The organism is Microbacterium bandirmense, from assembly GCF_037204185.1.
Lineage (GTDB): Bacteria > Actinomycetota > Actinomycetes > Actinomycetales > Microbacteriaceae > Microbacterium > Microbacterium bandirmense.
On record NZ_JBBDGM010000009.1, the window covers coordinates 78,165 to 103,732 of the forward strand.

Here is a 25,568-nt window from a genome sequence, read left to right on the forward strand (position 1 = left end):
GTGCGCTCCACGCGGGGAAGTACGCCTCCCGCGGATGGAATCCGCGAATTCGTCCGCGCGAAGCGCACATTTCCGCGCGAAGCGCACACGATCAGAGCAGGGTCGAGACACGGGCGCGCACGAGCACGGCGATGTCTTCGGGGTCGGCGGTCGCGTCGACGACGAGGAAGCGCTGCGGCTCGGCCGCGGCGAGGGCGAGGAAGGCCTCGCGCACGCGCGTGTGGAACTCCTCCTTCTCTGCCTCGAGCCGGTCGAAGGGCTTGTCATCGGCATCCAGCCGCCGGCGGGCCTGGGCCGGCTCGATGTCGAGCAGCACGGTCAGGTTCGGCAGGGCACCACCCGTCGCCCACAGTGACAGATCGCGCACCTCGATGGCATCCAGCACCCGTCCCGCGCCCTGATAGGCGACGGACGAGTCGAGGTAGCGGTCCTGGATGACGACCTCGCCGCGCTCCAGCGCGGGCCGCACGACGGTCTCCACGTGGTGCGCTCGGTCGGCGGCGTACAGCAGTGCCTCGGCGCGCGGGGCGATGTCGCCACGGTGGTGCAGCACGATGTCGCGGATGAGCACGCCCACCTCGGACCCGCCCGGCTCGCGGGTCTGCAACACCGCGCGTCCCCGCTCACCGAGCCAGGACGCCAGCAGTGCGGCCTGTGTCGACTTGCCCGATCCGTCGCCGCCCTCGAAGGTGATCCAGATCCCTTCGGGTGCGGTCACGAACTCGCCTTCGCCTTAGCCGCGGCGTTGGCCGCCCGAGTCGCGGCGGCCTTCTTTGCGGCGGCGGAGCGTGCCGCTGCCTTCACTTCGTCTCGCTCCGCTCGCTCAGTACGGCGCTCGGCGTCGGTCACTTCGTCTCGCTCCGCTCGCTCAGTACGTCGCTTGGCGGATGCCTTCGCAGCCGTCTTCTTCGCAGGCGCCTTCTTCGCAGTGCTCTTCTTAGCCGGAGCCTTCTTGCCGCGCTTGGCGGCGGGGCCCTTGGCACGCTTGTCGGCGAGCATCTGCACGGCGATCTCGTAGGTGATCTCGTCGGGTGTCTGCCCGCGCGGGATCGTCACGTTGGTCTCGCCGTCGGTGACGTAGGGGCCGAAACGTCCGTCGCGCACTCGGATCGGCTTGCCGCTGACGGGGTCGGCGTCGAACTCCTTGAGGGCGCTGGAGGCCTTCCGCGCGCCGTACTTCGGCTGCGCGTACAGTTCGAGCGCCTGCTCGAGGGTGATATCGAAGATCTGCGATTCGCTCTCCAGCGAGCGCGAGTCGGTGCCCTTCTTCAGATACGGGCCGAACCGGCCGTTCTGCGCGGTGATCTCATCACCGGATTCCGGATCGGCGCCGACGACGCGCGGCAGGCTCAGCAGCTGCAGCGCGGTGGCGAGGTCGACGGTGTCGACCGACATCGAGCGGAACAGCGACGCGGTGCGCGGCTTCGGCGCGGCATCCTTCTTCGCCGACTTCTTCTTGGGCTTGGCGTCGGCGACCTCACCGGTGGCGGTGTCGACGGCGTCGTCGTCGGAGACCGGATCGCTCTCCTGCACGTACGGTCCGAAGCGGCCGTCCTTGACGACGATGATCTTGCCGTTCTCGGGGTTCTCCCCCAGCACGCGGTCACCCGCGACCGGGGCGTCGATCAGCTCCTGCGCCTTCTCGGCGGTCAGCTCATCGGGGGCCAGGTCCTCGGGGACGTTGACGATGCGCGGCTTCGCCTCGGGGTTCGCCGGATCGGCGACCTCGAGGTAAGGGCCGTACTTGCCGAACCGCAGCGTGGCGGTGTCGGTGATGCGGGTGGAGTTCAGCGCCCGCGCGTCGATCTCGCCGAGGTTGTCGACGACCTGACGCAGGCCGACCTGCGAGTCGGAGCCGTAGTAGAACGAGCGCAGCCACTCGACGCGGTTCTGCTCGCCACGGGCGATGGCATCGAGGTCGTCTTCGAGCGCGGCGGTGAAGTCGTAGTCGATCAGGTCGGCGAAGTGCTGCTCGAGCAGACGGACCACACTGAAGGCCAGCCAGGTCGGCACGAGCGCCTGACCGCGCTTGGTGGCGTAGCCGCGGTCGATCACAGTGCCGATGGTGCTGGCGAAGGTCGATGGGCGGCCGATGCCGTGCTCTTCGAGAGCCTTCACCAGCGATGCCTCGGTGTAGCGGGGCTTGGGCGTCGTGCGGTGGCCCTTGGCGACAGCATCCGACATCGCGACCTCATCGCCGACGGCGACGGCGGGCAGCGACTGGTCGTCGGCCTTGTCCTGCGAGTTGCGCTTCTCGTCGCGCCCCTCTTCGTACGCCTCGAGGAAGCCGCGGAAGGTGTAGACCGTGCCGGATGCCGTGAACTCGACCTTCTGTCCGTCGGCGGCGGCTTCGAGCGTGACCGTGGTGGTCTCGTATTTGGCATCCGCCATCTGGCTGGCGACGGTGCGCTTCCAGATGAGGTCGTAGAGCCGCTGCTCGTCGCGGTCGAGGCCGGAGGCCACCGACGACGGCGTGCGGAAGGTGTCGCCCGAGGGGCGGATCGCCTCGTGCGCCTCCTGCGCGTTCTTGCTCTTCGACTTGTACACCCGGGGCTTGAGCGGCACGGCGCCGTCGCCGTACAGCGCGACGGCCTGGCTGCGGGCCGCCTGGATCGCCTGCGTGCTCAGCGCGACCGAGTCGGTGCGCATATAGGTGATGTACCCCTTCTCGTACAGGCGCTGGGCGACGCCCATGGCGTGCTTGGCGCTCATCGAGAGTTTGCGTCCGGCCTCCTGCTGCATGGTGGAGGTGGTGAACGGGGCGTAAGGGCTGCGGGTGCCCGGCTTGGCCTCGACCCTGCTGACGGTCGCGGCGCCGGCGGCCTCGACCGCTGCGGCGAGCGCATTCGCCTGCTGCTCGCTGAGCACGACGACGGCTTTCTTGAGCTTGCCGGTGTCGTCGAAGTCGGTGCCGCGGGCCAGCTGGCCGCCGTCGACGCGCACGAGACGGGTCGAGAAGGCCTGTCCCGTGGCGGATGCCATCGCCTCGACGTCCCAGTACTCGGCCGAGACGAACGCCATGCGCTCACGTTCGCGCTCGACGATCATCCGGGTGGCGGCGGACTGCACGCGGCCGGCCGACAGACCGGACTTGACCTTGTACCAGAGCACGGGTGAGACGTCCCAGCCGTATAGACGGTCGAGGATGCGCCGGGTCTCCTGCGCGTCGACCAGGGCGAGGTCGAGCTCGCGGGTGTTGCCGACGGCCGATTGGATGGCGTCCTTGGTGATCTCGTGGAAGACCATCCGCTTGACGGGGACCTTCGGCTTGAGGGTCTCGAGCAGGTGCCAGGCGATGGCCTCACCCTCGCGGTCCTCATCTGTGGCGAGCAGAACTTCGTCGGCGTTCTTCAGCGCGCGCCGCAGTTCGGCGACCGTCTTCGTCTTGCGGTCGGAGACGACGTAATAGGGGTCGAAGTCGTTCTCGACGTCGATCGAGTACTTGCCGTACGCCTTCTTGTCGTCGGCGGGGATGTCCTTCTTGTCGGCCAGGTCGCGGATGTGACCGACCGAGCTGAGCACCTCGTAGCCGTCGCCGAGGTACCCCTGAATCGATCGCATCTTCGTCGGGGACTCGACGATCACGAGCTTCTTGCCTGCAGCCAAGGGTGCATCCTTTCTTCGAAGCACACCATACACACCGCTCTCCCGGTGTGAGCCGAGAGCTCGACGACGGTTTCGTCGCAGCGGGGTGAGGGGGTTCGTCGTCATGTTCTCTCGGGAGGCCCCGCTCGGGCTCGTGAGACGGCGACGAGACCAGAGTACGCGGATCTGACCTCCACTGTCGCCGTGAGTGCGTCGATGCGGCACGCCGAGAGGCGCGCGTCGGATGCTGCGGCGACGCGCGCCGCCAGCACGCACGGGTCGTCGTCGCTCGCGACGGCGCCGGATGCGGCGTCTGCGGCGGCGAGCGCGGCGGCATCCGCAGCACCGGCAGTGCGCTGGGCGGTGACCGCCGCGCCGCCCACGGCGGCGAGCCCCAGCGACAGCGTCGCGGCGACCGTCAGCACGCCGGCGGCGAGTGCTGTTCCTGCCATGTTCCTCCTCGTTTCCGTTGCTCAGAGCCCGCCCGCGAGGGCACAGCTCGAGGCGCGCAGCGGCACGGAGATGATCCGTCCCACGCGCAGGTCGACCGATGCGGTGACGCACACCAGGTCGCCGGTGGCATGCGAGACGGAACTCGCGCCGTCGACCGCGGTCGAGACGACTCCGGCTACGCGGGATGTGCTCTCGCCACGGCCGATCAGCCGGGCGGCATCCGCCGCGGCATCCTGCAGCGACACCTGCGTCGCCGCCGCGCTGAGCGCTCCGACGCCGAGCATCAGCGCCAGCAGCGCGGCGGGCAGGGCGACGGCGAGTTCGGCCGCGACGGAGCCGCGCTCACCGCGCAGCCCGCCGCGACCGTCATGCGAGCGCATCACGACACCGTCAGCGCCCGCCGCACGAGATCGGTGAGGATGCCGCGCACCTCATCGCTGCGCATGATCACCACGAGCAGCCCGGCGAAGGCGACGGCGGCCATCGTCGTGATCGCATACTCGGCGGTCGCGGCTCCCGTCTCATCGGTGAACAGGGATGCTGCCCGCCGGCGGGTCAGCGCGGGCAGGGCTCCTGCTGTCGGCAGTTCGTTCTCATTCATCGTCTTCCTTCTCTCTCCGTGGGCGGCTCTCGCCCGGGGTCCGTTTCAGATCGGGGTCAGTGTCAGATCGGCAGCGGCGTGGAGCCGAGCACACTGAGCATGAGCGGCGCCACGCCGAGCAGCAGGAATGCCGGAAGTGTGCATGCGCCGAGCGGCAGCAGCAGCTTCGACGACAGCCGAGCGGCCCGCACGCGTCCCTGCACCCTGGCGTCGTGACGCTGCTGGGCTGCCGAGGCGCGCAGCAGCTCGCCGGCCGGAACACCCGCGGCCCGCGAGAGCTCGAGCACCGTGTCGGTCGCGCTGCGGTCGGCCGACAGATCGGCGGGGCTGTGCTCGACCAGGCGCAGCGCCCTCGGGATCCCGACGCCGCCGGCGAGCGCCACCGCGACGAGCTCGGCATGCATGCCGGGCGTGCCCGGTTCCGGTTGCGCCGCGCGCACCATCCGCGCCGTCCACCACCGCGCCAGCAGCACCAGCACGATGCCGAGACCGACGCAGATCGCTCCGAGCGGGTTGGTGAACAGCACGCCGATGGTGTCGAAGCCCAGCGCGAGGCCGAGCAGCAGACCGACGAAGGGAAGCCAGAGCAGCAGTCGCGCCGTGCCCGTGGGCTCGGCGAGGGCGATGCGCACGTCGTCTGCCGCCGAGGCGGCGTCGTGCAGGGATTCGGCGAGCGCACGCAGCACGTCCGCCAGGGGTGCGCCCACGGTGGTCGCGATCTCCCAGGCCGCCGCGACGTCCGACCACGCTCCGCCCTCGGCCTCGATGGCACCGACCAGCTCCGCACCATCACGACAGCGCTCGATCACCCGTCCGGCGACCGGGTCGCCGCTGTCGGCCAGATGCTGCCAGGCGGTCATCGGGCGAGCCCCAGCCTGCAGCAGCACGGCAAGAGTGCGCACCGCTGCAGCCGCATCACCGGAGCGCGCGGCACGGGCATCCGATCTCGCGCGGCGGAGCAGCGGGATCACCACGGGGCCACCTCCTCGATGCCGAGGCGCTCGCCGGCGAGCACGAACCGTCCGGCCTGCGCGATGCGGCGCCTCCCGTCGGCGTCGCGTTGCAGGTGCAGCACGACGGTGAAGGCGCTCACCACCTGGCGGGCCAGGGCCGTGGCATCCATCCCCGCGAGCGCACCGAGAGCCTCCATGCGCGCGGGAACGTCGACCAGTCCGCTGGCGTGCAGGGTGCCGGCGCCGCCGTCGTGGCCGGTGTTCAGCGCGGTGAGCAGCTCACGCACCTCCTCTCCTCGGCACTCCCCCACCACCAGCCGGTCCGGCCGCATGCGCAGCGATTCACGCACGAGCACCGCCAGGCTGATGCGACCAGCGCCCTCGAGGTTGGCCTGTCGTGCCTCGAGCGACACGTGATGTGGATGGCGGGGGCGCAGCTCGGCGACGTCCTCGATCGTGACGATGCGCTCAGCGCGACCGACCTCCGACAGCAGAGCGGCCAGCAGGGTCGTCTTGCCCGTGCCGGTGCCGCCGGTGATCAGCACGTTCGCGCGCTGCGCGACCAGCCCGCCCAGCCACGCGCGCTGTGCGCCCGAGAAGGTGCCCGAGGCGGCGAGCGCGTCGAGGTCGGCGCCCAGCACGCGCGGCACGCGGATCGACAGGGCCGTACCCGAGGTCGATACCGGGGCGAGCACGGCATGCACGCGGATGCCCGAATCGAGCCGAACGTCGACGCACGGTGACTGGTCGTCGAGATGCCGCCCGCCCGCCGCGACCAGCGCGACGGCGAGATCGCGCACCTCGCGCTCGGATGCCCGCCACTGCGGCACCGGCTCGGCGCCGTCGCCGCGGTCGACGAACAGCCCGTGCGCGCCGTTGACGAAGATGTCGGTGGCACGGGCATCCCGCACATGCTCCGCCAGCGCACCGAAGGCGGGGTCGACCGCGAGCGCGGCAGCATCCGATGTCCCCGTCGGCGTCGCCGAAGGCGCGGTGCCGCGGGGTGTGAGCACGAAGGGATCAGCCATGCCGACGACGCTAGATGGGCCCGCCGTCGCAGAATCGCCGGGATCCCGGCCGCTGTGCACAACCCGGCGAATCCGTCATCTGTGCAGGAGGAGCGGGGTCGAGTCGCAGGGCCTCCCCACCGGGTGTCGGATCGGCCCGGGAAACGCGCAAGGCGGCACCTCACGGGGGGAATGAGGTGCCGCCCAGGCGCAAGCCCGCATCGGGGGTATCGGGCGCGCTGAAGCCGGATATCAAAATCGGCTGTCGTCAGTGTATGCATTAGTTAGCGGTGTTGCCAAGCGACACGCAGTACCGACTTTCGACAGTAGGCTTCCTCGGACCTCCCGAGTAGATTCGCCGTGTCACCGTCGTGCCCCGACACGACGCCCTATCCGCGCAAAGGAGCGAGTGCCATGAGCAGCCAGATCGACCACCTCCTCGACGAATCGCGGAGTTTCCCGCCGTCTGAGGAGTTCACCGCCCAGTCCATCGACGATCCCGCCCTGTACGAGCGCGCCGCCGCCGACCGCGAGGGCTTCTGGGGCGACCAGGCCCGCGAGAACATCACCTGGCACAAGCCGTTCTCGCGCGTGCTCGACTGGTCGAACCCGCCGTTCGCGAAATGGTTCGACGACGGCAAGCTCAACGTCGCCTACAACTGCCTCGACCGTCACGTCGAAGCGGGCCTCGGCGACCGCGTCGCCCTGCTATGGGAGGGTGAGCCCGGCGACGAGCGCCGCATCACCTACGCCGAGCTGACCGAAGAGGTCAAGCGCGCCGCCAACGTGCTCACCGACCTCGGCATCGGGCAGGGCGACCGCGTGGCCATCTACCTGCCGATGATCCCCGAGGCGATCGTCTCGATGCTCGCCGTCGCCCGACTCGGCGCCATCCACTCGGTCGTGTTCGGCGGCTTCAGCGCCGACAGCCTGCGCTCGCGCATCGACGACGCCGGCGCGAAGGTCGTCATCACCGCCGACGGAGGCTACCGAAAGGGCAAGGTCTCGGCACTCAAGCCCGCCGTCGACCAGGCCCTCGCCGACCGCAACGGCGAAGGCGAGCAGCAGACCGTCGAGCACGTGCTCGTGGTCAAGCGCGGCGGCAACGACGTCGACTGGAACGACGAGCGCGACATCTGGTGGCACGACGCCGTTCCGGCCGCATCCGCCGAGCACGAGGCGCAGGCGTTCCCCTCGGAGAACCCGCTGTTCATCCTGTACACCTCGGGCACCACCGGCAAGCCGAAGGGGATTCTGCACACCTCCGGCGGGTACCTGACCCAGGCCGCCTACACCCACAAGTACGTCTTCGACCTGCATCCAGAGACCGACGTGTTCTGGTGCACGGCCGACATCGGCTGGGTCACCGGCCACAGCTACGTGACGTACGGACCGCTGGCGAACGGCGCCACCCAGGTGCTGTTCGAGGGCACCCCCGACTCGCCGCACCCCGGCCGCTGGTGGGAGCTGGTGCAGAAGTACGGCGTGACGATCCTGTACACCGCGCCGACCGCGATCCGCTCGTTCATGAAGCTCGGACGGCAGATCCCCCAGAAGTTCGACCTGTCGAGCCTGCGCCTGCTCGGCTCGGTGGGTGAGCCCATCAACCCCGAGGCCTGGATGTGGTACCGCGAGGTCATCGGCGCCGGCAAGACGCCCATCGTCGACACCTGGTGGCAGACCGAGACCGGCGCGATCATGGTCTCGCCCCTGCCCGGCATCACCGCCACCAAGCCCGGCTCGGCGCAGGTGCCGATCCCCGGCATCTCGATCGACGTGACCGATGATGACGGCAACGAGGTCGGCAACGGCAACGGCGGGCTGCTGGTGATCACCGAACCGTGGCCGAGCATGCTGCGCGGCATCTGGGGCGACCCCGAGCGGTTCAAGGAGACCTACTGGGAGAAGTTCGAAGACCAGGGCTACTACTTCGCCGGTGACGGCGCCCGCCTCGACGAGGACGGCGACCTGTGGCTGCTGGGCCGCGTCGACGACGTGATGAACGTCTCGGGGCACCGCCTCTCGACCACCGAGATCGAGTCGTCGCTGGTGGCGCACGAGGCCACCGCGGAGGCGGCCGTGGTCGGCGCGTCCGACGAGACGACAGGTCAGGCCGTCGTCGCGTTCGTGATCATCAAGCAGAGCTACCTCGACGCGCATTCACCCGAGGGCCTCACCGCCCTGCTGCGCTCGTGGGTGGGCGAGCAGATCGGACCGATCGCGCGTCCCCGCGACGTGTACATCGTGCCGGAGCTGCCGAAGACCCGCTCGGGCAAGATCATGCGGCGTCTGCTGCGTGACGTGGCCGAAGGCCGCGAGGTCGGCGATGTGACGACGCTGGCCGACACGCTCGTGATGAGCACGATCTCGAGCCAGGTCAAGTAGGCCTTCACCTTCGCCGAGGCCCCCTCTGCTCGTCGAGACCCCCTCGCAGTTGCGTAGCTGCGAGGGGGTCTCGATGTTGCGAGGGGGCCTCGGCGGAACCCGTCAGGCGAGGGTGAAGGTCACCTCGACCTCGACGGGCGCGTCCAGCGGCAGCACGGCGACGCCGACGGCGGCGCGCGCATGGGCGCCCGCCTCGGCGAAGATCTCGCCGAGCACCTCGCTGGCTCCGTTGATGACGCCGGGCTGGCCCGCGAAGGCGGGGTCGGATGCCACGAACCCGCCGACCCGCAGCACGCCGCCGATCCGGTCGACGCCGCCCGCAGCGGCCGCCGCCGCGGCGAGTGCGTTCAGCGCGCAGGTACGCGCGTAGGCCTTGGCATCCTCAGCATCCACCTCGGCGCCGACCTTGCCGGTCGCCGGAAGCGCGCCGCCTTCGAACGGGAGCTGACCCGACGTGTAGACGAGGTCGCCGTGCACGATGGCCGGCACGTACGCGGCCACGGGCGCGGCGACGGCGGGCAGCTCGATGCCGAGCTCCTGCAGACGGGCGGAGACGCTCACTGTGCTTCCCCTTCGAACTGACGCGATGCCTCCGCCGCGGCCGCAAGGCCGGCGTTGGCGGTGGAGTCCTGCGTGATCGGGCGCTTGAAGTAGGCGACGAGGCCGCCCTCGGGCCCCTGGATCACCTGCACGAGCTCCCAGCCCTGCTTGCCCCAGTTGTTGAGGATCGCCGCCGTGTTGTGGATCAGCAGCGGTGTGGTCAGATACTCCCACGTGGTCATGGCACTCCTGCGCGTCGGCGACCTCCGGCATCGGATGCCGGCGTCGAGGCTTCTATTCAGGGAATTCCCCTACCATCAAGCGTATGCCTCAAACGAAACGCACGGTGAAGGGTGTGCTCAGCGGCCTGCTGGGCCTGGTCGGCCTCAGCGTCGTCGCCGGAGTCCTGGCGACCGCCGCCGTCACCCCCGCCATCGCAGTCGCCGGTGTCAGCGGCTCACAGGCCATGACGCTGTTCGACAACCTGCCGAGCTATCTGAAGCCCACGGCACCGATGGCTCCGACGACGATCTACGGCAATGACAAGGACGGCAAGCCGTTCGAACTGGCGACGTTCTACGAGCAGAACCGCGTGCCGGTCACCTTCGACCAGGTGTCTCCGCTGCTGTACGACGCGGTGCTGTCGAGTGAGGACAAGAACTTCTACTCGCACGGCGGCGTGAACCTGCTGCAGACGATGAAGGCAGCGATCGAGAACTTCACCGGCGCCTCGTCGCGCGGTGCCTCGACGATCACGCAGCAGTACGTCAAGAACGCACTGATCCAGCAGTGCGAGCAGGGCGTCCCGCCCAACGCGCCCGACTACGACGAGCAGATGCAGGCATGCTTCACCGAGGCCGCGCAGGCCAAGGGCGCCGAGGGCATCGAGCGCAAACTGCAGGAGATGCGCTACGCGGTGCAGATCGAGAAGGACTACTCGAAGAACGAGATCCTGCTCGGCTACCTGAACGTGTCGAACTTCGGCGGCACCACCTACGGCATCGAGGCCGCCGCCAACCGCTACTTCGGCACGACCGCCGCCAAGCTCACCCTGGTGCAGGCGGCTGCCCTGGCCGGCATGGTTCAGGAGCCGAACCTGCTGCGCATCGACCGCCCCACCGAGGGCACCTGGTCGGAAGGCGAAGGCGAGTCGCTGGTCAGGCACAACACCAAGGAAGACGGCTACGCGACGACCAAGGACCGCCGCGACTACGTGCTCGGCCAGATGCTCGAGAACGGCCAGATCACCAAGGAGGAGCACGACGCGGCGGTCGCCACCCCGGTGGAGCCGCAAATCAAGCAGGCCACGCAGGGCTGTGCGGCCGCGGGCGACAACGCCTACTTCTGCCAGTACGTCAAGGCGGTCATGGAGGACGACGAGGCCTTCGGCGCCACCCCCGAGGAGCGACTCGAGAACCGGCTGCGCGGTGGACTGAAGATCTACACGTCGCTCGACATGCGGGTGCAGGGCCCGGCTGTGCAGGCCGTGCACGACCGTGTGCCCGCATCGATGCCGGGGATCCTCGTCGGCGGTGCCGGCGTCTCGATCGAGGCGACCACCGGACGCATCCTCGCAATCGCGCAGAACACCAGGTTCAGCGAGTCGGCGAACGCCAAGCTCGCCGAGGGCGAGTCCGCGCAGGTGTTCGCCGCGGACCGCGCCCACAACGGCTCGTCGGGCGGGTTCGAGACCGGATCGACGTACAAGCTGTTCACTCTGCTGCAGTGGCTGGAGGACGGTCGCTCGGTCAACGAGGTGCTCGACGGACGTGCGAGGGTGTACAGCCCGTTCACGCGATGCGGTGACAAGCTCACCAACACCGCCATGATCGAGAACTTCGCCAACGGCCGTGGCTCGGTCAGCAGCGTCCGCCGGTTCACGGCCGCGTCGCTGAACACCGGCTTCCTGGCGATGGCACAGCAGCTCGATCTGTGCGACATCAACAAGATGGCCAAGCGTCTCGGCGTGCACTACGGCGATATGGGGGATGTCACCACCGACGGCAACGCCCCGAACGATCCGTTCCCCACGGTGCTCGGCTCGAAGTCGATCGCTCCGATCCAGATGGCCGGCGCCTACGCGACGGTCGCCAACAAGGGCAAGTTCTGCGAGCCGCGCGTGATCGACAAGATCGTCGGCCAGGACGGCAAGGAGATGCCGCTGCCCGAGACCAGCTGCACCCAGGTGATCTCGCCCGAGGTCGCGGCGACCGCGGCGTTCGCACTGCGCGGTGTGATGGAGGGCGGCACCGGTTCAGGGGCGAACCCGTACGACGGTGTGCCGGTGATCGGCAAGACCGGTACCGCCGAGAAGTCGCACACCATGCTCGTCGAGTCGAGCACCAAGGTGACCACCGCGGTGTGGGTCGGAAACGTCAACGGTCGCGAGGACCTGGGAGACTTCAGTGCCTACGGCACCCGTCTCAACGACATCCGCTACCCGCTGGCGCGGGACCTTCAGCGCGCAGCCAACGCCGCGTACGGCGGCGACCGCTTCCCGGAGCCCGATCCCAACCTCACGCGCCGCGTGATGAAGGATCTGCCCGATGTCGTCGGCATGACGATCGAAGAGGCCGAGAAGACCCTCGAAGAGGCCGGCTTCTCGGTGCAGGTGGGCGACGAGGTGGACAGCACCCACCCCAAGGGCACCGTCGCTGAGCAGGACCCGGGTGCCGGCCGCGTGGCCGGCGGCACCACCGTGACCCTCAGCCCCAGCAGCGGGAAGGCTCCCGAGACCGAGGTCGGCACGGCCGTGCCGAACGTCGTGGGGGTGAAGTACGGGCCCGCCAAGGCTGCCCTCGAGGCGATGGGCTTCGAGGTCGACGACGAGGGATGCCGGGGCAACTCCGACATCTCGAGTCAGAATCCGCCCGCCGGCACCGCCGCGCCCGGCGGCACGACGATCACGCTGACGTGCGAGGGCGAGTAGGAATGACCGCTCGCCGCGGCGCGAACCCGGCCCTCATCGCGCTCGGCGCGGTGGGGGCCGTCGGCGTCGGCGCCGCGGTTTGGGGCATCGGCATCGAACGCTACCTGTTCACCGTGCGCGAGGTGACCGCCCCGGCCCTCGCGCCGGGAAGCGCCCCCGTGCGGGTGCTGCACGTGTCTGATGCGCACATGGCTCCGTGGCAGCACCGCAAGCAGGACTGGCTGGCATCGCTGATCGCGCTCGAACCGGATCTGATCGTCAACACGGGCGACAATCTGGGTCACCGGGACGCACTCGTGGGCATCCGACGCGCGTTCGCGCCGTTCGTGGGCATCCCGGGGGTCTTCGTGCACGGCTCGAACGACGTGCAGGCCCCCTCACCCCGCAACCCCTTCAAGTACTTCGCCGGTCCCTCGAGGACGCACGCCGTGTCGAACCTGCTCGACACGGAGGCAATGGACGCGTACTTCACCGACGAGCTCGGCTGGCACGGCCTGAACAACGCCGCGGCACGGCTGGAGGTCGCGGGGAACAGCATCGACTTCTTCGGCGTGAACGACGCGCATCGCGGCTGGGATCAGCTGGACACCCTGCCTGACGCTCTTGCGGCGCTGGGCTCGGCACCGGGCCGATCATCGCGCATCGGCGTGACGCACGCACCATATCAGCGAGTGATGAACGAGTTCGTCGACCTCGGTGCGGATGCCATCTTCGGCGGCCACACGCACGGCGGTCAGGTCTGCCTGCCCGGCTACGGCACGATCGTGGCGAACTGCGACATCCCGCTGAAGCAGGCCAAGGGTCTGAGCACGTGGTCGCACGGCGGCCGCACGGTGCCGCTGAACGTCAGCGCAGGCTGCGGACACTCGATCTACGCCCCCGTGCGCTTCGCCTGCCGCCCCGAGGCGACCCTGCTGACTCTGACGGCGCGCTCGGCCTGACGCGGGCACGCCCGGCGGACGGCATCGATTCGGCACCTGCCCACGAGGCATGTAGACTTGAACGGTTGCAATCACGGGGTGTGGCGCAGCTTGGTAGCGCGCTTCGTTCGGGACGAAGAGGCCGCAGGTTCAAATCCTGTCACCCCGACTCAATGCCGCGAGACCCCGCCCGGAGGGCGGGGTCTCGCGGCATTTCCGTCGGTGTTCCAGAGAGGCCCCACGGCGCGGAGGCTCCACGCGCCGCCCGCCTTCCCAGCGTGACGCACCTTCCCAACGAGCGGCGCGTGGAGTGCGCCGTGGGGAAGCACCCCGTCGCGACGTGTGCACCAGGCGAGGCGCGCCAGCGCCGAGCCGCCCCGTCCGCACGCGATGCGGCGAAGCCGCGAGCCCGCATCCACTCACTCCCAGCTCCCTCTCCTAAACTGGAGCCATCATGACTACCCCTCGCCTGGTCGCCTTCGACCTCGATGACACCCTCGCGCCGTCCAAGGGCCAGATCGACGACCGCATCGCCGACCTGCTGCGCGAGCTGCTGCGCCGGGTCGACGTGGCGATCATCTCGGGCGGCAACGAGGAGCAGTTCCGCAACCAGGTGATCGCCCGACTCACCATCCTCGACGACGTCGACCACAGCCGTCTGCACCTGCTGCCCACCTGCGGCACCCGCTACCTGCGCCACGACAGCACCGCCTACACGACCGTGTACGCGCACGATCTCTCCGACACCGAGAAGTCCGCCGCGCTCACCGCACTGCGCGAGGAAGCCGAGCGCCTCGGACTCTGGGAGAGTGAGACCTGGGGCGAGATCCTCGAGGACCGTGGATCGCAGATCACCTTCTCGGCCCTGGGCCAGCAGGCCCCGCGTGACGCGAAGCACGCCTGGGATCCGACCGGCGAGCGGCGCGCCGCTCTGAGGGACGCCGTGGCACCCCGCCTGCCCGGACTCGAGGTGCGCTCCGGAGGCTCGACCTCGATCGACATCACCCGCGCCGGGATCGACAAGGCGTACGGCATGACCCGGTTGGCCGAGCTCACCGGCATCCCCCTCGCCGACATGCTCTTCTACGGCGACCGTCTCGACGAGGGCGGCAACGACTACCCCGTGCTCGCGATCGGTGTGCCCTCCGTCGCCGTCGAAGGCTGGCAGGACACCGCCGACAAGCTCGACGCACTGCTGGCGACGCTGCCCGTTCCGGCCGCGCGCTGACAGCATCCGACCCGACCGCCGCCACAGCCCGAGAACAGGCGATGCGCCCCGGAGCAGGTCGATCTCGGAGAAACCGGCCTGCGTCGGAGCGGATCACCTGATCCGGGCGGACCCGCCCGGATCGTCAGCCGGCGACGACCTCCGCGGCCGCCCCGGCGACGGTGCCGCCGACCGGCACCAGGCGCGACAGCTGCGTGACGTGCTTCGGCTCGAGCTCGGCGAGCGACGACACCCCGAGCAGGCGCATCGTGCGCTCGATCTCGACCCGCAGGATCTCGATGGTGCGGTCTACGCCCTGCCGGCCGCCCGCCATCAGGCCGTACAGGTAAGCCCGGCCGATGAGGGTGAAGTCGGCGCCGAGGGCGACGGATGCCACGATGTCGGCGCCGTTCATGATGCCCGTGTCGACCATGACGGTGAAGTCATCGCCCACGGCCTTGCGCACGTGCGGCAGCAGACGGAAGGGAATCGGCGCCCGGTCGAGCTGGCGTCCGCCGTGGTTCGAGAGCACGATCCCGTCGACACCGGCGTCTCTCAGACGCACCGAGTCCTCGACGTTCTGCACGCCCTTGATGATGATCTTGCCGGGCCAGAGATCACGGATCACGGCAAGGTCGTCGTAGCTGATGGTCGGGTCCATCGCGGCGTCGAGCAGCTCGCCGACGGTGCCGCCCGTGGTGCTGAGCGAGGCGAACTCGAGCTTGGGGGTGGTGAGGAAGTCGTACCACCACCACGGGCGCGGAATGGCGTTGATGATCGTGCCGAGCGTGAGCTGCGGTGGGATGCTGAACCCGTTGCGCTTGTCGCGCAGGCGGGCCCCGGCGACCGGGGTGTCGACCGTGAACTGCAGGGTGTCGAAGCCCGCGGCGGCGGCGCGGCGCGTGAGCTCGTACGAGATCTCGCGATCGCGCATGACGTACAGCTGGAACCAGTTGCGTCCGGGGACCGGCCCCTGCGGCTCTCGAAGGGTGGCGGCCTTCACGCCCTCGATCGAGGTGGTGCCGAGCGTGGAGAGGGTGAACGGGATGCCCGCGGCAGCAGCCGCACCGGCGCCCGCCTCCTCACCCTCGGTCTGCATGAGACGCGTGAAGCCGGTGGGCGCGATGCCGAACGGCAGCGCCGACGGCCCGCCGAGGATCTCGACCGAGGTGTCGACCGTGGGAGCGGGGGCGAGGATGCCGGGGTGGAACTCCACGTCCTCGAACGCCTGACGTGCGCGCGCCAGCGACAGCTCGCCCTCGGCGGCGCCGTCGGTGTAGTCGAACGCGGCCTTGGGGGTGCGTCGCTTGGCGATGTCACGCAGATCGTAGATCGTCAGCGCGGCATCGAGTCGGCGCTTCCTGCCGTTGAACTCGGGCTTCTTGAACTTCATGAGCTCGAGCAGCTCGACCGGGTTGGGCACCTGGCGCTTGACCATCGGTGTTCCTCTCGTGTGGGCGGGCCCTTCGACAAGCTCAGGGACCCGGATTGCGGGCGGGCCTCGGGGACCCGGAGTGTGGGGTCAGTCGTTCTCGGTGAGCACCGCGCGGCGGTCGGGCACGAGTCCGGCGGCGGTGTAGTAGCCGGTGATGTGGGCCCGGATCAGGTGGCTCGCCGCATCCGCGTCGCCGGCGTCGATTGCGGTGACGATGTCCCGGTGTTCGGTGCGCAGGTGCGCGACCATACTCGTCCAGTCCTCGATCCGCGCCGACCCCTCGAGCACGTACGACTCGATGGAGGTGCGCAGACCCGCCATCATCGCCGTGATCACCGTGTTGCCGGAGGCCTCGGCGAGAGCGTAGTGCAATTGGGCGTCGAGGGCGAGGAACTCCGGCGCCGAGAGTCCGTCGTCGTCCATGGCATCGAGCAGCGCATGGACGGCATCCATGTCTCGCGCGGCGTCGGCGGCGAGTGCCGCTGCGACGGCGTCTTCGAGAACGAGTCTGGTCTGGACGACATCGGCCAGGGGGAATCCCTGCGCCGCGACCTGCAGTCGCAGCAGTGTCGACATGCCACCCGAGGGCGTCGCGATGACGATCGCGCCCGCCTGCGGCCCCGAGCCGGTGGCGGTGCGGATCAGTCCCATCACCTCGAGCACGCGCAGCGCCTCGCGCACGCTGGAGCGGCCGACGCCGAGGTCTGCGGCCAGGTCCCGTTCGGAGGGCAGCCGGTCGCCCGGCCCGAGGGTGCCGATCAGCAGGTCGTTCTCGATGCGCTCGAGCACCGTGCGCCACGCACGCTGGGTCGCGACAGTCTGCGGCATCCGTCCTCCTGTGGTCTGACCACAGGCTACCCGGTGTGGTCAGACCACGCAAACCGGCTCTCAGCCGAGGATTCCGCCGGACTCCTCCAGATAGCAGTTGCCACACAGCGACTCATAGGTCACCGCGGCGCCGTCGATCGCGACCTGGTCGCCGTCGAAGACGAACCGCCCGTCGATCAGCCGACCGTTGAACACCGCCTTGCGACCGCAGCGGCAGATGGTCTTCAGCTCCTCCAGCGAATGCGCGATCGCCAGCAGTCGCGCAGATCCGGGAAAGGCATGAGTGCGGAAGTCGTTGCGGATGCCGTAGGCCATCACCGGGATGCCGTCGAGAACCGCGATTCGGAACAGGTCGTCGATCTGGTCGGCCGACAGGAACTGTGCCTCATCGATCAGCAGGCACGCGACATCCTCGGGGTCGGAGGGCAGCAGCTCGTCAGCGCCCTCGTTGCGCACCTTCTCACGCTCGGCATGGAACAGGGCACGCGCGTCGTCGTTCTCGCCGATCAGGAAGTCGACCTCGCGGGTGACGCCCAGCCGGCTCTCGATCTGCGAGGCGCCCTTGGTGTCGATCTCGGGTTTGGCCAGCAGCACGCGCTGTCCGCGCTCCTCGTAGTTGTACGCGGCCTGCAGCAGCGCGGTCGACTTACCGGAGTTCATCGCGCCGTAGCGGAAGTACAGCTTCGCCACGGTCGCTCCGTCAGGCCGTGAGCGAGAGGGTGGATGCCGTCGCGTCCATCGACTGCTCGGCGGCGGCGGCATCGTCGTTGAGCTTCTCCCCCATCGTCGGGATCAGCTCACGCAGTGTGGGCTCCCAGCCGGCGTACTGCTCGGGGAAGCACCGCCTGAGCAGGCCCAGCATGATCGGAACGGCCGTCGACGCCCCCGGAGACGCACCCAGCAGACCGGCGATCGAGCCGTCCTCAGCGGCGACGACCTCGGTGCCGAACTGCAGGATGCCACCCTTCTCGGGGTCCTTCTTCATCACCTGGGCACGCTGACCGGCCTGGATCAGCGTCCAGTCGCCATCCTTCGCGGTCGGCATGAAGGTGCGCAGACTGTCGACCTTCTTGCGGTGGGTCTTCGCCAGCTCGCCCAGCAGGTACGTGATCAGGTCGGGGTTGGCGAACGCGACGCGCAGCATCGGCCACAGGTTGTGCCCGCGCACCTGGCCGACGATGTCGAACCAGGAGCCGTTCTTGAGGAACTTCGGGCTGAAGGTCGCGAACGGCCCGAACATCAGCGAGGCCTCGCCGTCGACGACGCGGGTGTCGAGGTGCGGCACCGACATCGGCGGGGCGCCGACGGATGCCTGCGAATACACCTTCGCCTTGTGCTGGCCGACGATCGCGGGGTCGGAGGTCTTCAGGAACTGTCCGCCGATCGGGAAGACGCCGTAGCCCTTGATCTCGGGGATACCCGAGCGCTGCAGCAGCTTGAGCGCCCAGCCGCCCGCCCCGACGAACACGAACCGCGCCTTGACCTGGCCGGGCGTGCGGCCGATGGTGTGACGGTACTTGAGCAGCCAGGTGCCGTCGGACTGCCGCTTGAGGCGACGCACCTCGTGATCGGTGCGCACCTGCACGCCCGAGGCAGCGAGGTGGTCGAAGAGCTGGTGGGTGAGCGCGCCGAAGTCGACGTCGGTGCCCGAAGGCACCCGGGTCGCGGCGAACGGCTCGCCCTTGCGGCGCTTCTGCATCAGCAGCGGCGCCCACTGGTTGATGACCCGTGAGTCCTCGCTGTACTCGATGCCATCGAACAGCGGCTGCTGCTTGAGCACCTCGTAGCGCGACTTGAGGAAGGCGACGTCCTTCTCACCGCGCACGAACGTCATGTGCGGGGTGCTGTTGATGAACGTGGATGGTCCGTCGAGCACACCGCGGTCGACCAGCGTCGACCAGAACTGGCGGCTCTGCTGGAACTGCTCGTTGATCGAGATCGCCTTGGCTGGGTCGAGAGACCCGTCCTTGCCCTGCGGCATGTAGTTCAGCTCGCACAGGGCCGCGTGACCGGTACCCGCGTTGTTCCACGGGTTCGAGCTCTCCTGCCCGACGTCGCTCAGTCGCTCATAGGCGACGATCTTCCAGTCCGGCTGCAATTCGCGCAGCAGGGTACCCAGTGTGGCGGACATGATGCCCCCACCGATCAGAACGACATCGACGGTTTCAGTCACCAGATCAGTCTAGCCGTCAGCATCCGACCGCTTCTCCGCGCGTCACGCGGTGACGGGCGCGAGACGCCGCGTGAGCTCCTCGGCGATCTGCACGGCGTTCAGCGCGGCACCCTTGCGCAGGTTGTCGTTGCTGATGAACAGCACCAGGCCCTTGCCCTCGGGGGCGGACTGGTCGGCGCGGATGCGTCCGACGAAGCTCGGGTCCTTGCCTGCCGCCTGCAGAGGGGTGGGAACCTCGTCGACGATGACGCCGGGAGCGGATGCCAGCACCTCGTAGGCCCGGGCGGGAGTGATGTCGTTCGCGAATTCGGCGTTGATCGACAGCGAGTGGCCGGTGAACACCGGCACGCGCACGCAGGTGCCCGCGACGCGGAGGTCGGGCAGACCGAGGATCTTGCGGCTCTCGTTGCGGAGCTTCTTCTCCTCATCGGTCTCGTTGTCGCCGTCGTCGACGACGGACCCCGCCAGCGGGATGACGTCGAACGCGATCGGGGCGACGTACTTCTCGGGCTGGGGGAAGTCGACCGATGATCCGTCGTGCACCAGGCGCAGCGTATCGCCCTGGGCGAGCACGCCCTCCACCTGGCCGAGCAGCTCCTGTGCCCCGGCCAGCCCCGACCCCGAGACGGCCTGATAGGTCGACACGATGAGTCGCTCAAGGCCGGCCTCGGCGTGCAGCGCCTTCAGCACCGGCATGGCCGCCATCGTGGTGCAGTTCGGGTTGGCGATGATGCCCTTGGGACGCTCGTCCATGGCATCCGGATTCACCTCGCTGACCACCAGCGGCACCTCGGGGTCCATGCGCCATGCGCTGGAGTTGTCGACCACGACGGCGCCGACGGCGGCGAACTTCGGCGCGTACGCGCGGCTCGCGGTCGCACCGGCGGAGAACAGCGCGATGTCGATGCCCGCGGCATCCGCCTTCTCGACGTCTTCGACGATCACGGTCTCGCCACCGTACTCGATCGCCGTGCCCGCGGAACGGGACGACGAGAACAGGCGCAGTTCGCGGATCGGGAACGCGCGCTCGGCGAGGATGTCGCGCATGACGGTGCCCACCTGGCCGGTGGCGCCGACGATCGCGATCGAGAATCCGGAATCGGAGATGCGGGTCATTGAATGGGTCCTTGGCGTCGAGACGGATACGCCAGGCTCAGCGCCCAGGATGCGGATGCTGCGCCTGGCGCCGGTGTCAGGGTTGCGGCGAGTCTACCCCGTCGCTGTCGGGTGGGGATGCTGTGCGTCAGCGGCCGGTGCCGGCGTGGACGATGGCCTCGATCTCGCTGTCGAGGCCATAGGCGCTGTGCACCGTGCGGGCGGCCTCGGCGAGATCGGAGCCGCGCAGCACGACCGAGATGCGGATCTCGGAGGTCGAGATCATCTCGATGTTGATGCCGCCGGCGCTGAGCGCCTCGAACAGGATCGCCGATACCCCCGAGTGGGTGCGCATGCCGGCGCCGACGACCGACAGCTTGCCGATCTGGTCGTCGTGCAGCAGGTTCTCGAAGCCGACGTCGCTCTGCTCGGCGGCCAGCGCCTTGATCGCGCTGGAGGCGTCGGCCTTCGGCAGGGTGAACGAGATATCGGTGCGACCGGTGGATGCGGCCGACACGTTCTGCACGATCATGTCGACGTTGGCGCCCGACTTCGCGACGATCTTGAAGATCTCGGCGGCCTTTCCAGGCACGTCTGGCACGCCTGCGACGGTGATCTTCGCCTGGCTCAGGTCTGTGGCGACGCCGGCGACGATGGGTTCTTCCATGGCTTCTCCCTCGGATGGGCGCGGGGCCTGCATGCCCTCGCCGAGAACATAGGTGCCCTCTGCCGACGAGAACGTCGAGCGGGCGTGGATGAGCACGCCGTGGCGACGCGCGTACTCGACGGCGCGGATGTACAGCACCTTGGCGCCGTTGGCCGCCAGCTCGAGCATCTCCTCGCTGGAGATCCGGTCGAGCTTGCGGGCACGCGGGATCACCCGCGGGTCGGCGGTGAAGATGCCGTCGACGTCGCTGTAGATCTCGCAGACATCGGCGTTGAGAGCCGCGGCCAGGGCGACGGCCGTGGTGTCGGAACCGCCGCGGCCGAGCGTGGTGATGTCGCGGGTGTCGCGGTTGAAACCCTGGAACCCGGCCACGATGACGATCGCGCCCTCGTCGAGCGCTTCGCGCAGGCGCACCGGGGTGACATCGACGATGCGTGCCTTGCCGTGGTGGGAATCGGTGATCATGCCGGCCTGGCTGCCGGTGAACGAGCGTGCTTCGAAGCCCATCGAATGGATGGTCATCGCCAGCAGCGCCATCGAGATGCGCTCACCGCTGGAGAGCAGCATGTCGAGTTCGCGGGGCGCGGGGATCGGCGCGACATCATGAGCGAGCTCGAGCAGCTCGTCGGTGGTGTCACCCATGGCGCTGACCGCCACGACGACGTCGTGTCCGGCACGACGGGTGTCGACGATGCGCTTGGCCACGCGCTTGATGCTCTCGGCGTCGGCGACGGACGAGCCGCCATACTTCTGCACGATCAGTGCCACTGATAACTCCCCGGGACTGCGGGCGGTTTCACCCACCAGCCATTGTACGGACGACGTCCATGCGCGATCACGCATGTGACGGCTCGCCGGCTCTACAGAGCGGGTGCCCGCGGCTTGAGACGGCCGCCGGTGGCGGCGAACCAGCATCCGATCAGCACGATCGGCAGCCCGATGATCAACCCCGGCGTCACCGGCTCGGCCAGGAACACGGTGCCGAGGATCAGCGCGACGATCGGGTTGACGTAGGTGAACAGCGGCGCGCGCACTGGCCCCACTTCGCGGATGAGCGCGAAGAAAGCGACGAAGGCGACGGCCGTGCAGATGATGCCGAGCAGCAGCAGCGACACCGTCGATCGCACGGTGGGCACCTCGTGCTGCGTGAGCAGCGCCGCGGGAAGATAGCCGATGCCGATCGCGAGCAGGGCGAGGGTGATCGTGCCGATCGAGGGAACGTCCGAGAGCTTGTGGGCGATCACGAACGGGGCGATCGCGTAGAGCAGCGCGGTGAGCAGGATCTCACCGATCGCGAACGCGCTCGCCCCGTCGCGCGGGAACAGTCCAGGCCCGGCGACGACGACCGCGACGCCCGCGAAGCCCAGCAGCAGCCCGCCCAGCCGGACAGGTGCGAGCGCCGAGCGGTCACCGCGCACGAGTGCGATGAGCACGGCGAACAGCGGGACGGTGGCGACCAGCAGCCCGGTCAGGCCCGAGGGCAGCTGCGTCTCGGCATGGCTGAGAAGCAGGAAGGGTCCCGCCATCTCGATGAGTCCGAACGCGAGCACCCAGGGCCAGTGCTTCCAGGCTGCTCTGAGCGCACCGGCGCGGATCGCGAACGGCAGCAGGACGAGCGCGCCGAGCAGCGTTCGCGCTGAGACGACGGCCGGCGGCGAGTACGAGGCGACCGCCTCTTTGATGAACAGGTAGGTGATGCCCCAGACGACCGCCATGACGGCGAACAGCAGCCAGCCCTTCCGGGTGAATCCCGGATGCTGGGTGATCACAGCCGTCGACGGCCTTCGAAGGCGCGCCCCAGCGTCACCTCGTCCGCGTACTCGAGATCGCCGCCGACGGGCAGGCCGGATGCCAGCCGTGAGACGGCGATGTCCATGCTGGTCAGCAGCCGGCTGAGGTAGCTGGCGGTGGCCTCGCCCTCGAGATTGGGGTTCGTGGCGAGGATGACCTCCTGCACGGTGCCGTCGGCCAGGCGGCTCATCAGCTGCGCGATGCGTAGATCGTCGGGTCCGATGCCGGCGATGGGGCTGATGGCTCCGCCGAGCACATGGTAGAGCCCACGGAACTCGCGGGTGCGCTCGATCGCCGCGACGTCCTTCGCGTCTTCGACCACGCAGATCAGCTCTGGGTTGCGGCGCGGGTCGCGGCAGATCGCGCAGCGGTCCTGCTCGGACACGTTGCCGCAGATCTCGCAGAATCGCACGCGTGCGCGCACCTCGGTGAGCAGTTCCGACAGCCGCGCGACGTCGAAGGACGGGGTCTGCAGGATGTGGAAGGCGATGCGCTGGGCGGATTTCGGTCCGATGCCGGGAAGCCGACCGAACTCGTCGATCAGCTCTTGGACGATGCCGTCGTACATCAGTTGAACCTCGTCGGGGGCTGATAGGGCTCTTCGCGCAGGAACTTCGCTCCGAGCACCTGGCGGATCACGGCCTCACCGCGGCGCTCGACGCCGTCGGGTGCGGAGCGCTGGGTGGCGGATGCCGGGACGGCAGCCTCAGCACGGCCGGTGGCCTGAGCCTGCCCTCGCGTCACCGGTTCGGTCTGAGGCGGTGATGCCTGAGGCGCCCGCGCCGGCCGGGATGCTTGCGGGCGCGCTGCCGGTGGACCGTCGTACAGCGGGTCGTAGGGCGGCTCGTCGTCGAACGGAGGGTGATCGTCGTACGGCGGCCGCTCGTCGTCGGGGAGCGGTGGCGCCTCGGCGGAGTCGACCCTGCCGTCAACGGGTGGCTGCGGTGCGGACGCCGCGGCTTCGACGTCGGCGGGTTCATCGTCGACGGGAAACTGGGGCTGTGTGGCGATCGGCGCGGGCGCCGTCTGCACGGAGGTGGGATCAGCGCGCGGGATCGGGGCGACGGCCCATTCGCTGACCGCGGCGGCGGACGGCCGCGACGCGGGGCGCGCGGAGTCGGATGCTGTCGCCCGGCCGACCGATTCGGGTTCGCTCATCGGGTTCGCCCAGCCCGCTGCCGGAGCGTCGTCACCGGCCGGCGATGGACCAGCGTCAGGGGAACCAGGACCCGAGGAACCAGGACCCGAGGAACCAGGACCCGAGGGACGGGGGCCCGACGGACCCGCGTCGACGCCACCCCCTCCCCCAGACGGAGGAAGCGGTGCCGGACGGTACTTGACGGTGACACCGAGCTCCTGCTCGATGGCGGTGCGCAGATGGTCGGATGTGCCGTTGCCCGGGGTGGTGCCCTTGAAGCGCGAGACATCGCTGGGACTCGAGAAGCCGACCGTGAGCACCTCGCTGTCGGTGTCGAAGGCGAGCGGCTGAATCGCCGTGGCCATCAACCACGAGGAGCGGCTGATGGATTCGAGACGCTTCAGGACCGCGGACCAGGATGCGGTGATCCGCTCGAATGTCACGGGTCCGCTCGTGGCAGGCGCAGGGGCATGGGCGGAGGAAGCCGTGTCACCGGCCTGCTGCTCGGCAGGCGACGCCGGCTGCTCTGGCATCGGCGCCGCAGTCGGCGCTGATGCGGGAGTGGGCGCAGACGCTGCGGTCGGCTCGGACGCTGTGGTCGGCTCGGACGCTGTGGTAGGAGCGGCAGGCTTCGTCGCCGGCGCCGTCGTCGGCGTCGGTGCGGCGGCCGCCGGCGCAGCACTCGGCGCCGGCGCAGCACTCGGCGCCGGCGTCGCAGAAGGCTTCGTCGCAGGAGAGACCGGCGCATCAGCATCCGAACTCGCGCCCGCGAGCACCCGCGCGACCATCAGCTCGAGGTGCAGGCGCGGCGACGTCGCGCCGGCCATGTCGTCGAGCGCCTGGCTGACAAGGTCAGCGGTGCGCGAGAGCCGGGTCGCGCCGAAGGCGCGCGCCTGCTGCTGCATGCGCTGCATCTCATCGGCAGGGATGCCGCGCAGCACGGCCGACGCGCCGTCACCCACGGCCTCGATCACGATGAGGTCGCGCAGTCGCTCGAGCAGGTCGTCGACGAAGCGCCTCGGATCCTGCCCGGTCTGCACGACGCGGTCGACCGCGGGGAACGCCGCGGCGGCATCGCTCGCAGCGAGCGCGTCGACGATCTCATCGAGCAGCGCCGCATGGGTGTACCCGAGCAGAGCGACCGCGCGCTCATAGGTGACCTTGCCGTCCTGAGACCCGGCGATCAGCTGATCGAGCAGCGACAGCGTGTCGCGCGGCGAGCCGCCGCCGGCCCGCACCACCAGCGCGAGAACCCCATCGTCGACCTGCACGCCCTCTTCGGCGCACAGCTTCTCGACGTACTCGAGCATCGCCGCGGGCGGCACCAGCCGGAACGGATAGTGGTGCGTGCGCGACCGGATCGTGCCGAGCACCTTCTCGGGCTCGGTGGTCGCGAAGATGAACTTCACGTGCGCGGGCGGCTCTTCGACCAGCTTCAGCAGAGCGTTGAAACCCTGCGGCGTGACCATGTGCGCCTCATCGAGGATGAAGATCTTGAACCGGTCGCGGCTGGGCGCGAACGTGGCGCGCTCGCGCAGGTCGCGCGCGTCGTCGACGCCGTTGTGGCTGGCCGCGTCGATCTCGACGACGTCGAGCGACCCGCCGCCCGAGCGCGAGAGCTCGACACAGCTCGGGCACACGCCGCACGGGGTGTCGGTCGGCCCTTCCGCGCAGTTCAGGCAGCGCGCCAGAATGCGGGCTGACGTGGTCTTTCCGCAGCCGCGCGGACCGGAGAACAGATACGCGTGCCCGACCCGGTCACCGCGCAGCGCGGTCATCAGAGGGTCAGTCACCTGGGACTGCCCGATCATCTCGCCGAAGGTCTCGGGCCGGTAGCGGCGGTAGAGGGCTGTCGTCACCC

22 protein-coding genes and 1 tRNA gene are annotated in these 25,568 nt (G+C 69.3%); 5 read left to right on the top strand and 18 right to left on the bottom strand.

Going from position 1 to position 25,568, the window contains the following annotated elements; all coding sequences use genetic code 11:
* Positions 1-91: 91 nt before the first annotated feature.
* The 7 genes from tmk to WDU99_RS11810 all read right to left on the bottom strand — a co-directional run bounded on the left by tmk (position 92) and on the right by WDU99_RS11810 (position 6,620).
* The gene (gene tmk, locus WDU99_RS11780; RefSeq protein ID WP_337332655.1) at positions 92-718 is read right to left on the bottom strand and encodes a dTMP kinase; all 627 of its coding nucleotides are present in this window, start codon (positions 716-718) and stop codon (positions 92-94) included.
* The gene (gene topA / locus WDU99_RS11785) at positions 715-3,606 is read right to left on the bottom strand and encodes a type I DNA topoisomerase (protein ID WP_337332656.1); all 2,892 of its coding nucleotides are present in this window, start codon (positions 3,604-3,606) and stop codon (positions 715-717) included. Before topA ends, tmk begins: the two co-directional genes overlap by 4 nt.
* 101 nt (positions 3,607-3,707) lie before the next feature.
* Positions 3,708-4,037 carry a helicase gene (locus tag WDU99_RS11790; RefSeq protein WP_337332657.1) on the bottom strand — a complete coding sequence of 110 codons (330 nt, stop codon included), beginning with the start codon at positions 4,035-4,037 and terminating at the stop codon, positions 3,708-3,710.
* A gap of 21 nt (positions 4,038-4,058) precedes the next feature.
* Positions 4,059-4,418, bottom strand: coding sequence for a TadE family type IV pilus minor pilin (locus WDU99_RS11795; RefSeq protein ID WP_337332658.1), 360 nt, complete (start codon positions 4,416-4,418; stop codon positions 4,059-4,061).
* Positions 4,418-4,639, bottom strand: a complete 222-nt coding sequence (locus WDU99_RS11800; protein ID WP_337332659.1) for a DUF4244 domain-containing protein — start codon at positions 4,637-4,639, stop codon at positions 4,418-4,420. Before WDU99_RS11800 ends, WDU99_RS11795 begins: the two co-directional genes overlap by 1 nt.
* A gap of 62 nt (positions 4,640-4,701) precedes the next feature.
* The gene (locus WDU99_RS11805) at positions 4,702-5,613 is read right to left on the bottom strand and encodes a type II secretion system F family protein (RefSeq protein WP_337332660.1); all 912 of its coding nucleotides are present in this window, start codon (positions 5,611-5,613) and stop codon (positions 4,702-4,704) included.
* Positions 5,607-6,620 (bottom strand): TadA family conjugal transfer-associated ATPase, encoded by a 1,014-nt coding sequence (locus WDU99_RS11810; RefSeq protein WP_337332661.1) that lies wholly within the window; start codon positions 6,618-6,620, stop codon positions 5,607-5,609. The genes WDU99_RS11805 and WDU99_RS11810 overlap by 7 nt, the downstream gene beginning before the upstream one ends.
* A 393-nt stretch (positions 6,621-7,013) precedes the next feature.
* Here WDU99_RS11810 and acs point away from each other — a divergent pair, with 393 nt between their 5' ends.
* Entirely contained in the window at positions 7,014-8,984 is a 1,971-nt protein-coding gene (acs, locus tag WDU99_RS11815; protein WP_337332662.1) for an acetate--CoA ligase, read from the top strand.
* A 102-nt stretch (positions 8,985-9,086) separates the two neighbouring features.
* On the opposite strand, the gene WDU99_RS11820 is transcribed toward acs, so the two are convergent.
* Positions 9,087-9,545, bottom strand: a complete 459-nt coding sequence (locus WDU99_RS11820; RefSeq protein WP_337332663.1) for a RidA family protein — start codon at positions 9,543-9,545, stop codon at positions 9,087-9,089.
* Positions 9,542-9,766, bottom strand: a complete 225-nt coding sequence (locus tag WDU99_RS11825) for a Sp36 family protein (RefSeq protein ID WP_337332664.1) — start codon at positions 9,764-9,766, stop codon at positions 9,542-9,544. The genes WDU99_RS11820 and WDU99_RS11825 overlap by 4 nt, the downstream gene beginning before the upstream one ends.
* A gap of 83 nt (positions 9,767-9,849) precedes the next feature.
* On the opposite strand from WDU99_RS11825, the gene WDU99_RS11830 reads away from it, so the two are divergent.
* The 4 genes from WDU99_RS11830 to WDU99_RS11845 all read left to right on the top strand — a co-directional run bounded on the left by WDU99_RS11830 (position 9,850) and on the right by WDU99_RS11845 (position 14,601).
* Positions 9,850-12,453, top strand: coding sequence for a transglycosylase domain-containing protein (locus tag WDU99_RS11830; protein ID WP_337332665.1), 2,604 nt, complete (start codon positions 9,850-9,852; stop codon positions 12,451-12,453).
* A gap of 2 nt (positions 12,454-12,455) precedes the next feature.
* Positions 12,456-13,394, top strand: coding sequence for a metallophosphoesterase (locus WDU99_RS11835; RefSeq protein WP_337332666.1), 939 nt, complete (start codon positions 12,456-12,458; stop codon positions 13,392-13,394).
* A gap of 74 nt (positions 13,395-13,468) precedes the next feature.
* Positions 13,469-13,542: transfer RNA gene (locus WDU99_RS11840), tRNA-Pro, on the top strand.
* A 285-nt stretch (positions 13,543-13,827) separates the two neighbouring features.
* Positions 13,828-14,601: an HAD-IIB family hydrolase gene (locus WDU99_RS11845; RefSeq protein ID WP_337332667.1), complete on the top strand. Its 774-nt coding sequence runs from the start codon at positions 13,828-13,830 to the stop codon at positions 14,599-14,601.
* Between the two features lie 124 nt (positions 14,602-14,725).
* Here the strand turns inward: WDU99_RS11845 and WDU99_RS11850 are convergent, their stop codons facing one another.
* From WDU99_RS11850 to WDU99_RS11890, 9 genes are all read right to left on the bottom strand, one after another.
* The gene (locus WDU99_RS11850; RefSeq protein ID WP_337332668.1) at positions 14,726-16,018 is read right to left on the bottom strand and encodes an alpha-hydroxy acid oxidase; all 1,293 of its coding nucleotides are present in this window, start codon (positions 16,016-16,018) and stop codon (positions 14,726-14,728) included.
* Between the two features lie 84 nt (positions 16,019-16,102).
* Positions 16,103-16,843, bottom strand: a complete 741-nt coding sequence (locus tag WDU99_RS11855; RefSeq protein WP_337332669.1) for a FadR/GntR family transcriptional regulator — start codon at positions 16,841-16,843, stop codon at positions 16,103-16,105.
* A 60-nt stretch (positions 16,844-16,903) separates the two neighbouring features.
* On the bottom strand, positions 16,904-17,533 hold the full coding sequence (locus tag WDU99_RS11860; RefSeq protein ID WP_337332670.1) for a thymidine kinase: 630 nt from the start codon (positions 17,531-17,533) through the stop codon (positions 16,904-16,906).
* A 10-nt stretch (positions 17,534-17,543) separates the two neighbouring features.
* On the bottom strand, positions 17,544-19,016 hold the full coding sequence (locus tag WDU99_RS11865; protein WP_337332671.1) for a malate:quinone oxidoreductase: 1,473 nt from the start codon (positions 19,014-19,016) through the stop codon (positions 17,544-17,546).
* Positions 19,017-19,058: 42 nt separating this feature from the next.
* On the bottom strand, positions 19,059-20,132 hold the full coding sequence (locus WDU99_RS11870) for an aspartate-semialdehyde dehydrogenase (protein ID WP_337332672.1): 1,074 nt from the start codon (positions 20,130-20,132) through the stop codon (positions 19,059-19,061).
* 127 nt (positions 20,133-20,259) lie between these two features.
* Positions 20,260-21,546 carry an aspartate kinase gene (locus WDU99_RS11875; RefSeq protein WP_337332673.1) on the bottom strand — a complete coding sequence of 429 codons (1,287 nt, stop codon included), beginning with the start codon at positions 21,544-21,546 and terminating at the stop codon, positions 20,260-20,262.
* 92 nt (positions 21,547-21,638) lie between these two features.
* Positions 21,639-22,547, bottom strand: a complete 909-nt coding sequence (locus WDU99_RS11880; RefSeq protein ID WP_337332674.1) for a DMT family transporter — start codon at positions 22,545-22,547, stop codon at positions 21,639-21,641.
* Complete coding sequence (gene recR, locus WDU99_RS11885) at positions 22,544-23,137, bottom strand: recombination mediator RecR (protein WP_337332675.1); 594 nt, start codon at positions 23,135-23,137, stop codon at positions 22,544-22,546. Before recR ends, WDU99_RS11880 begins: the two co-directional genes overlap by 4 nt.
* Positions 23,137-25,566 (bottom strand): DNA polymerase III subunit gamma and tau, encoded by a 2,430-nt coding sequence (locus WDU99_RS11890; RefSeq protein ID WP_337332676.1) that lies wholly within the window; start codon positions 25,564-25,566, stop codon positions 23,137-23,139. Before WDU99_RS11890 ends, recR begins: the two co-directional genes overlap by 1 nt.
* Between the last annotated feature and the right edge of the window lie 2 nt (positions 25,567-25,568).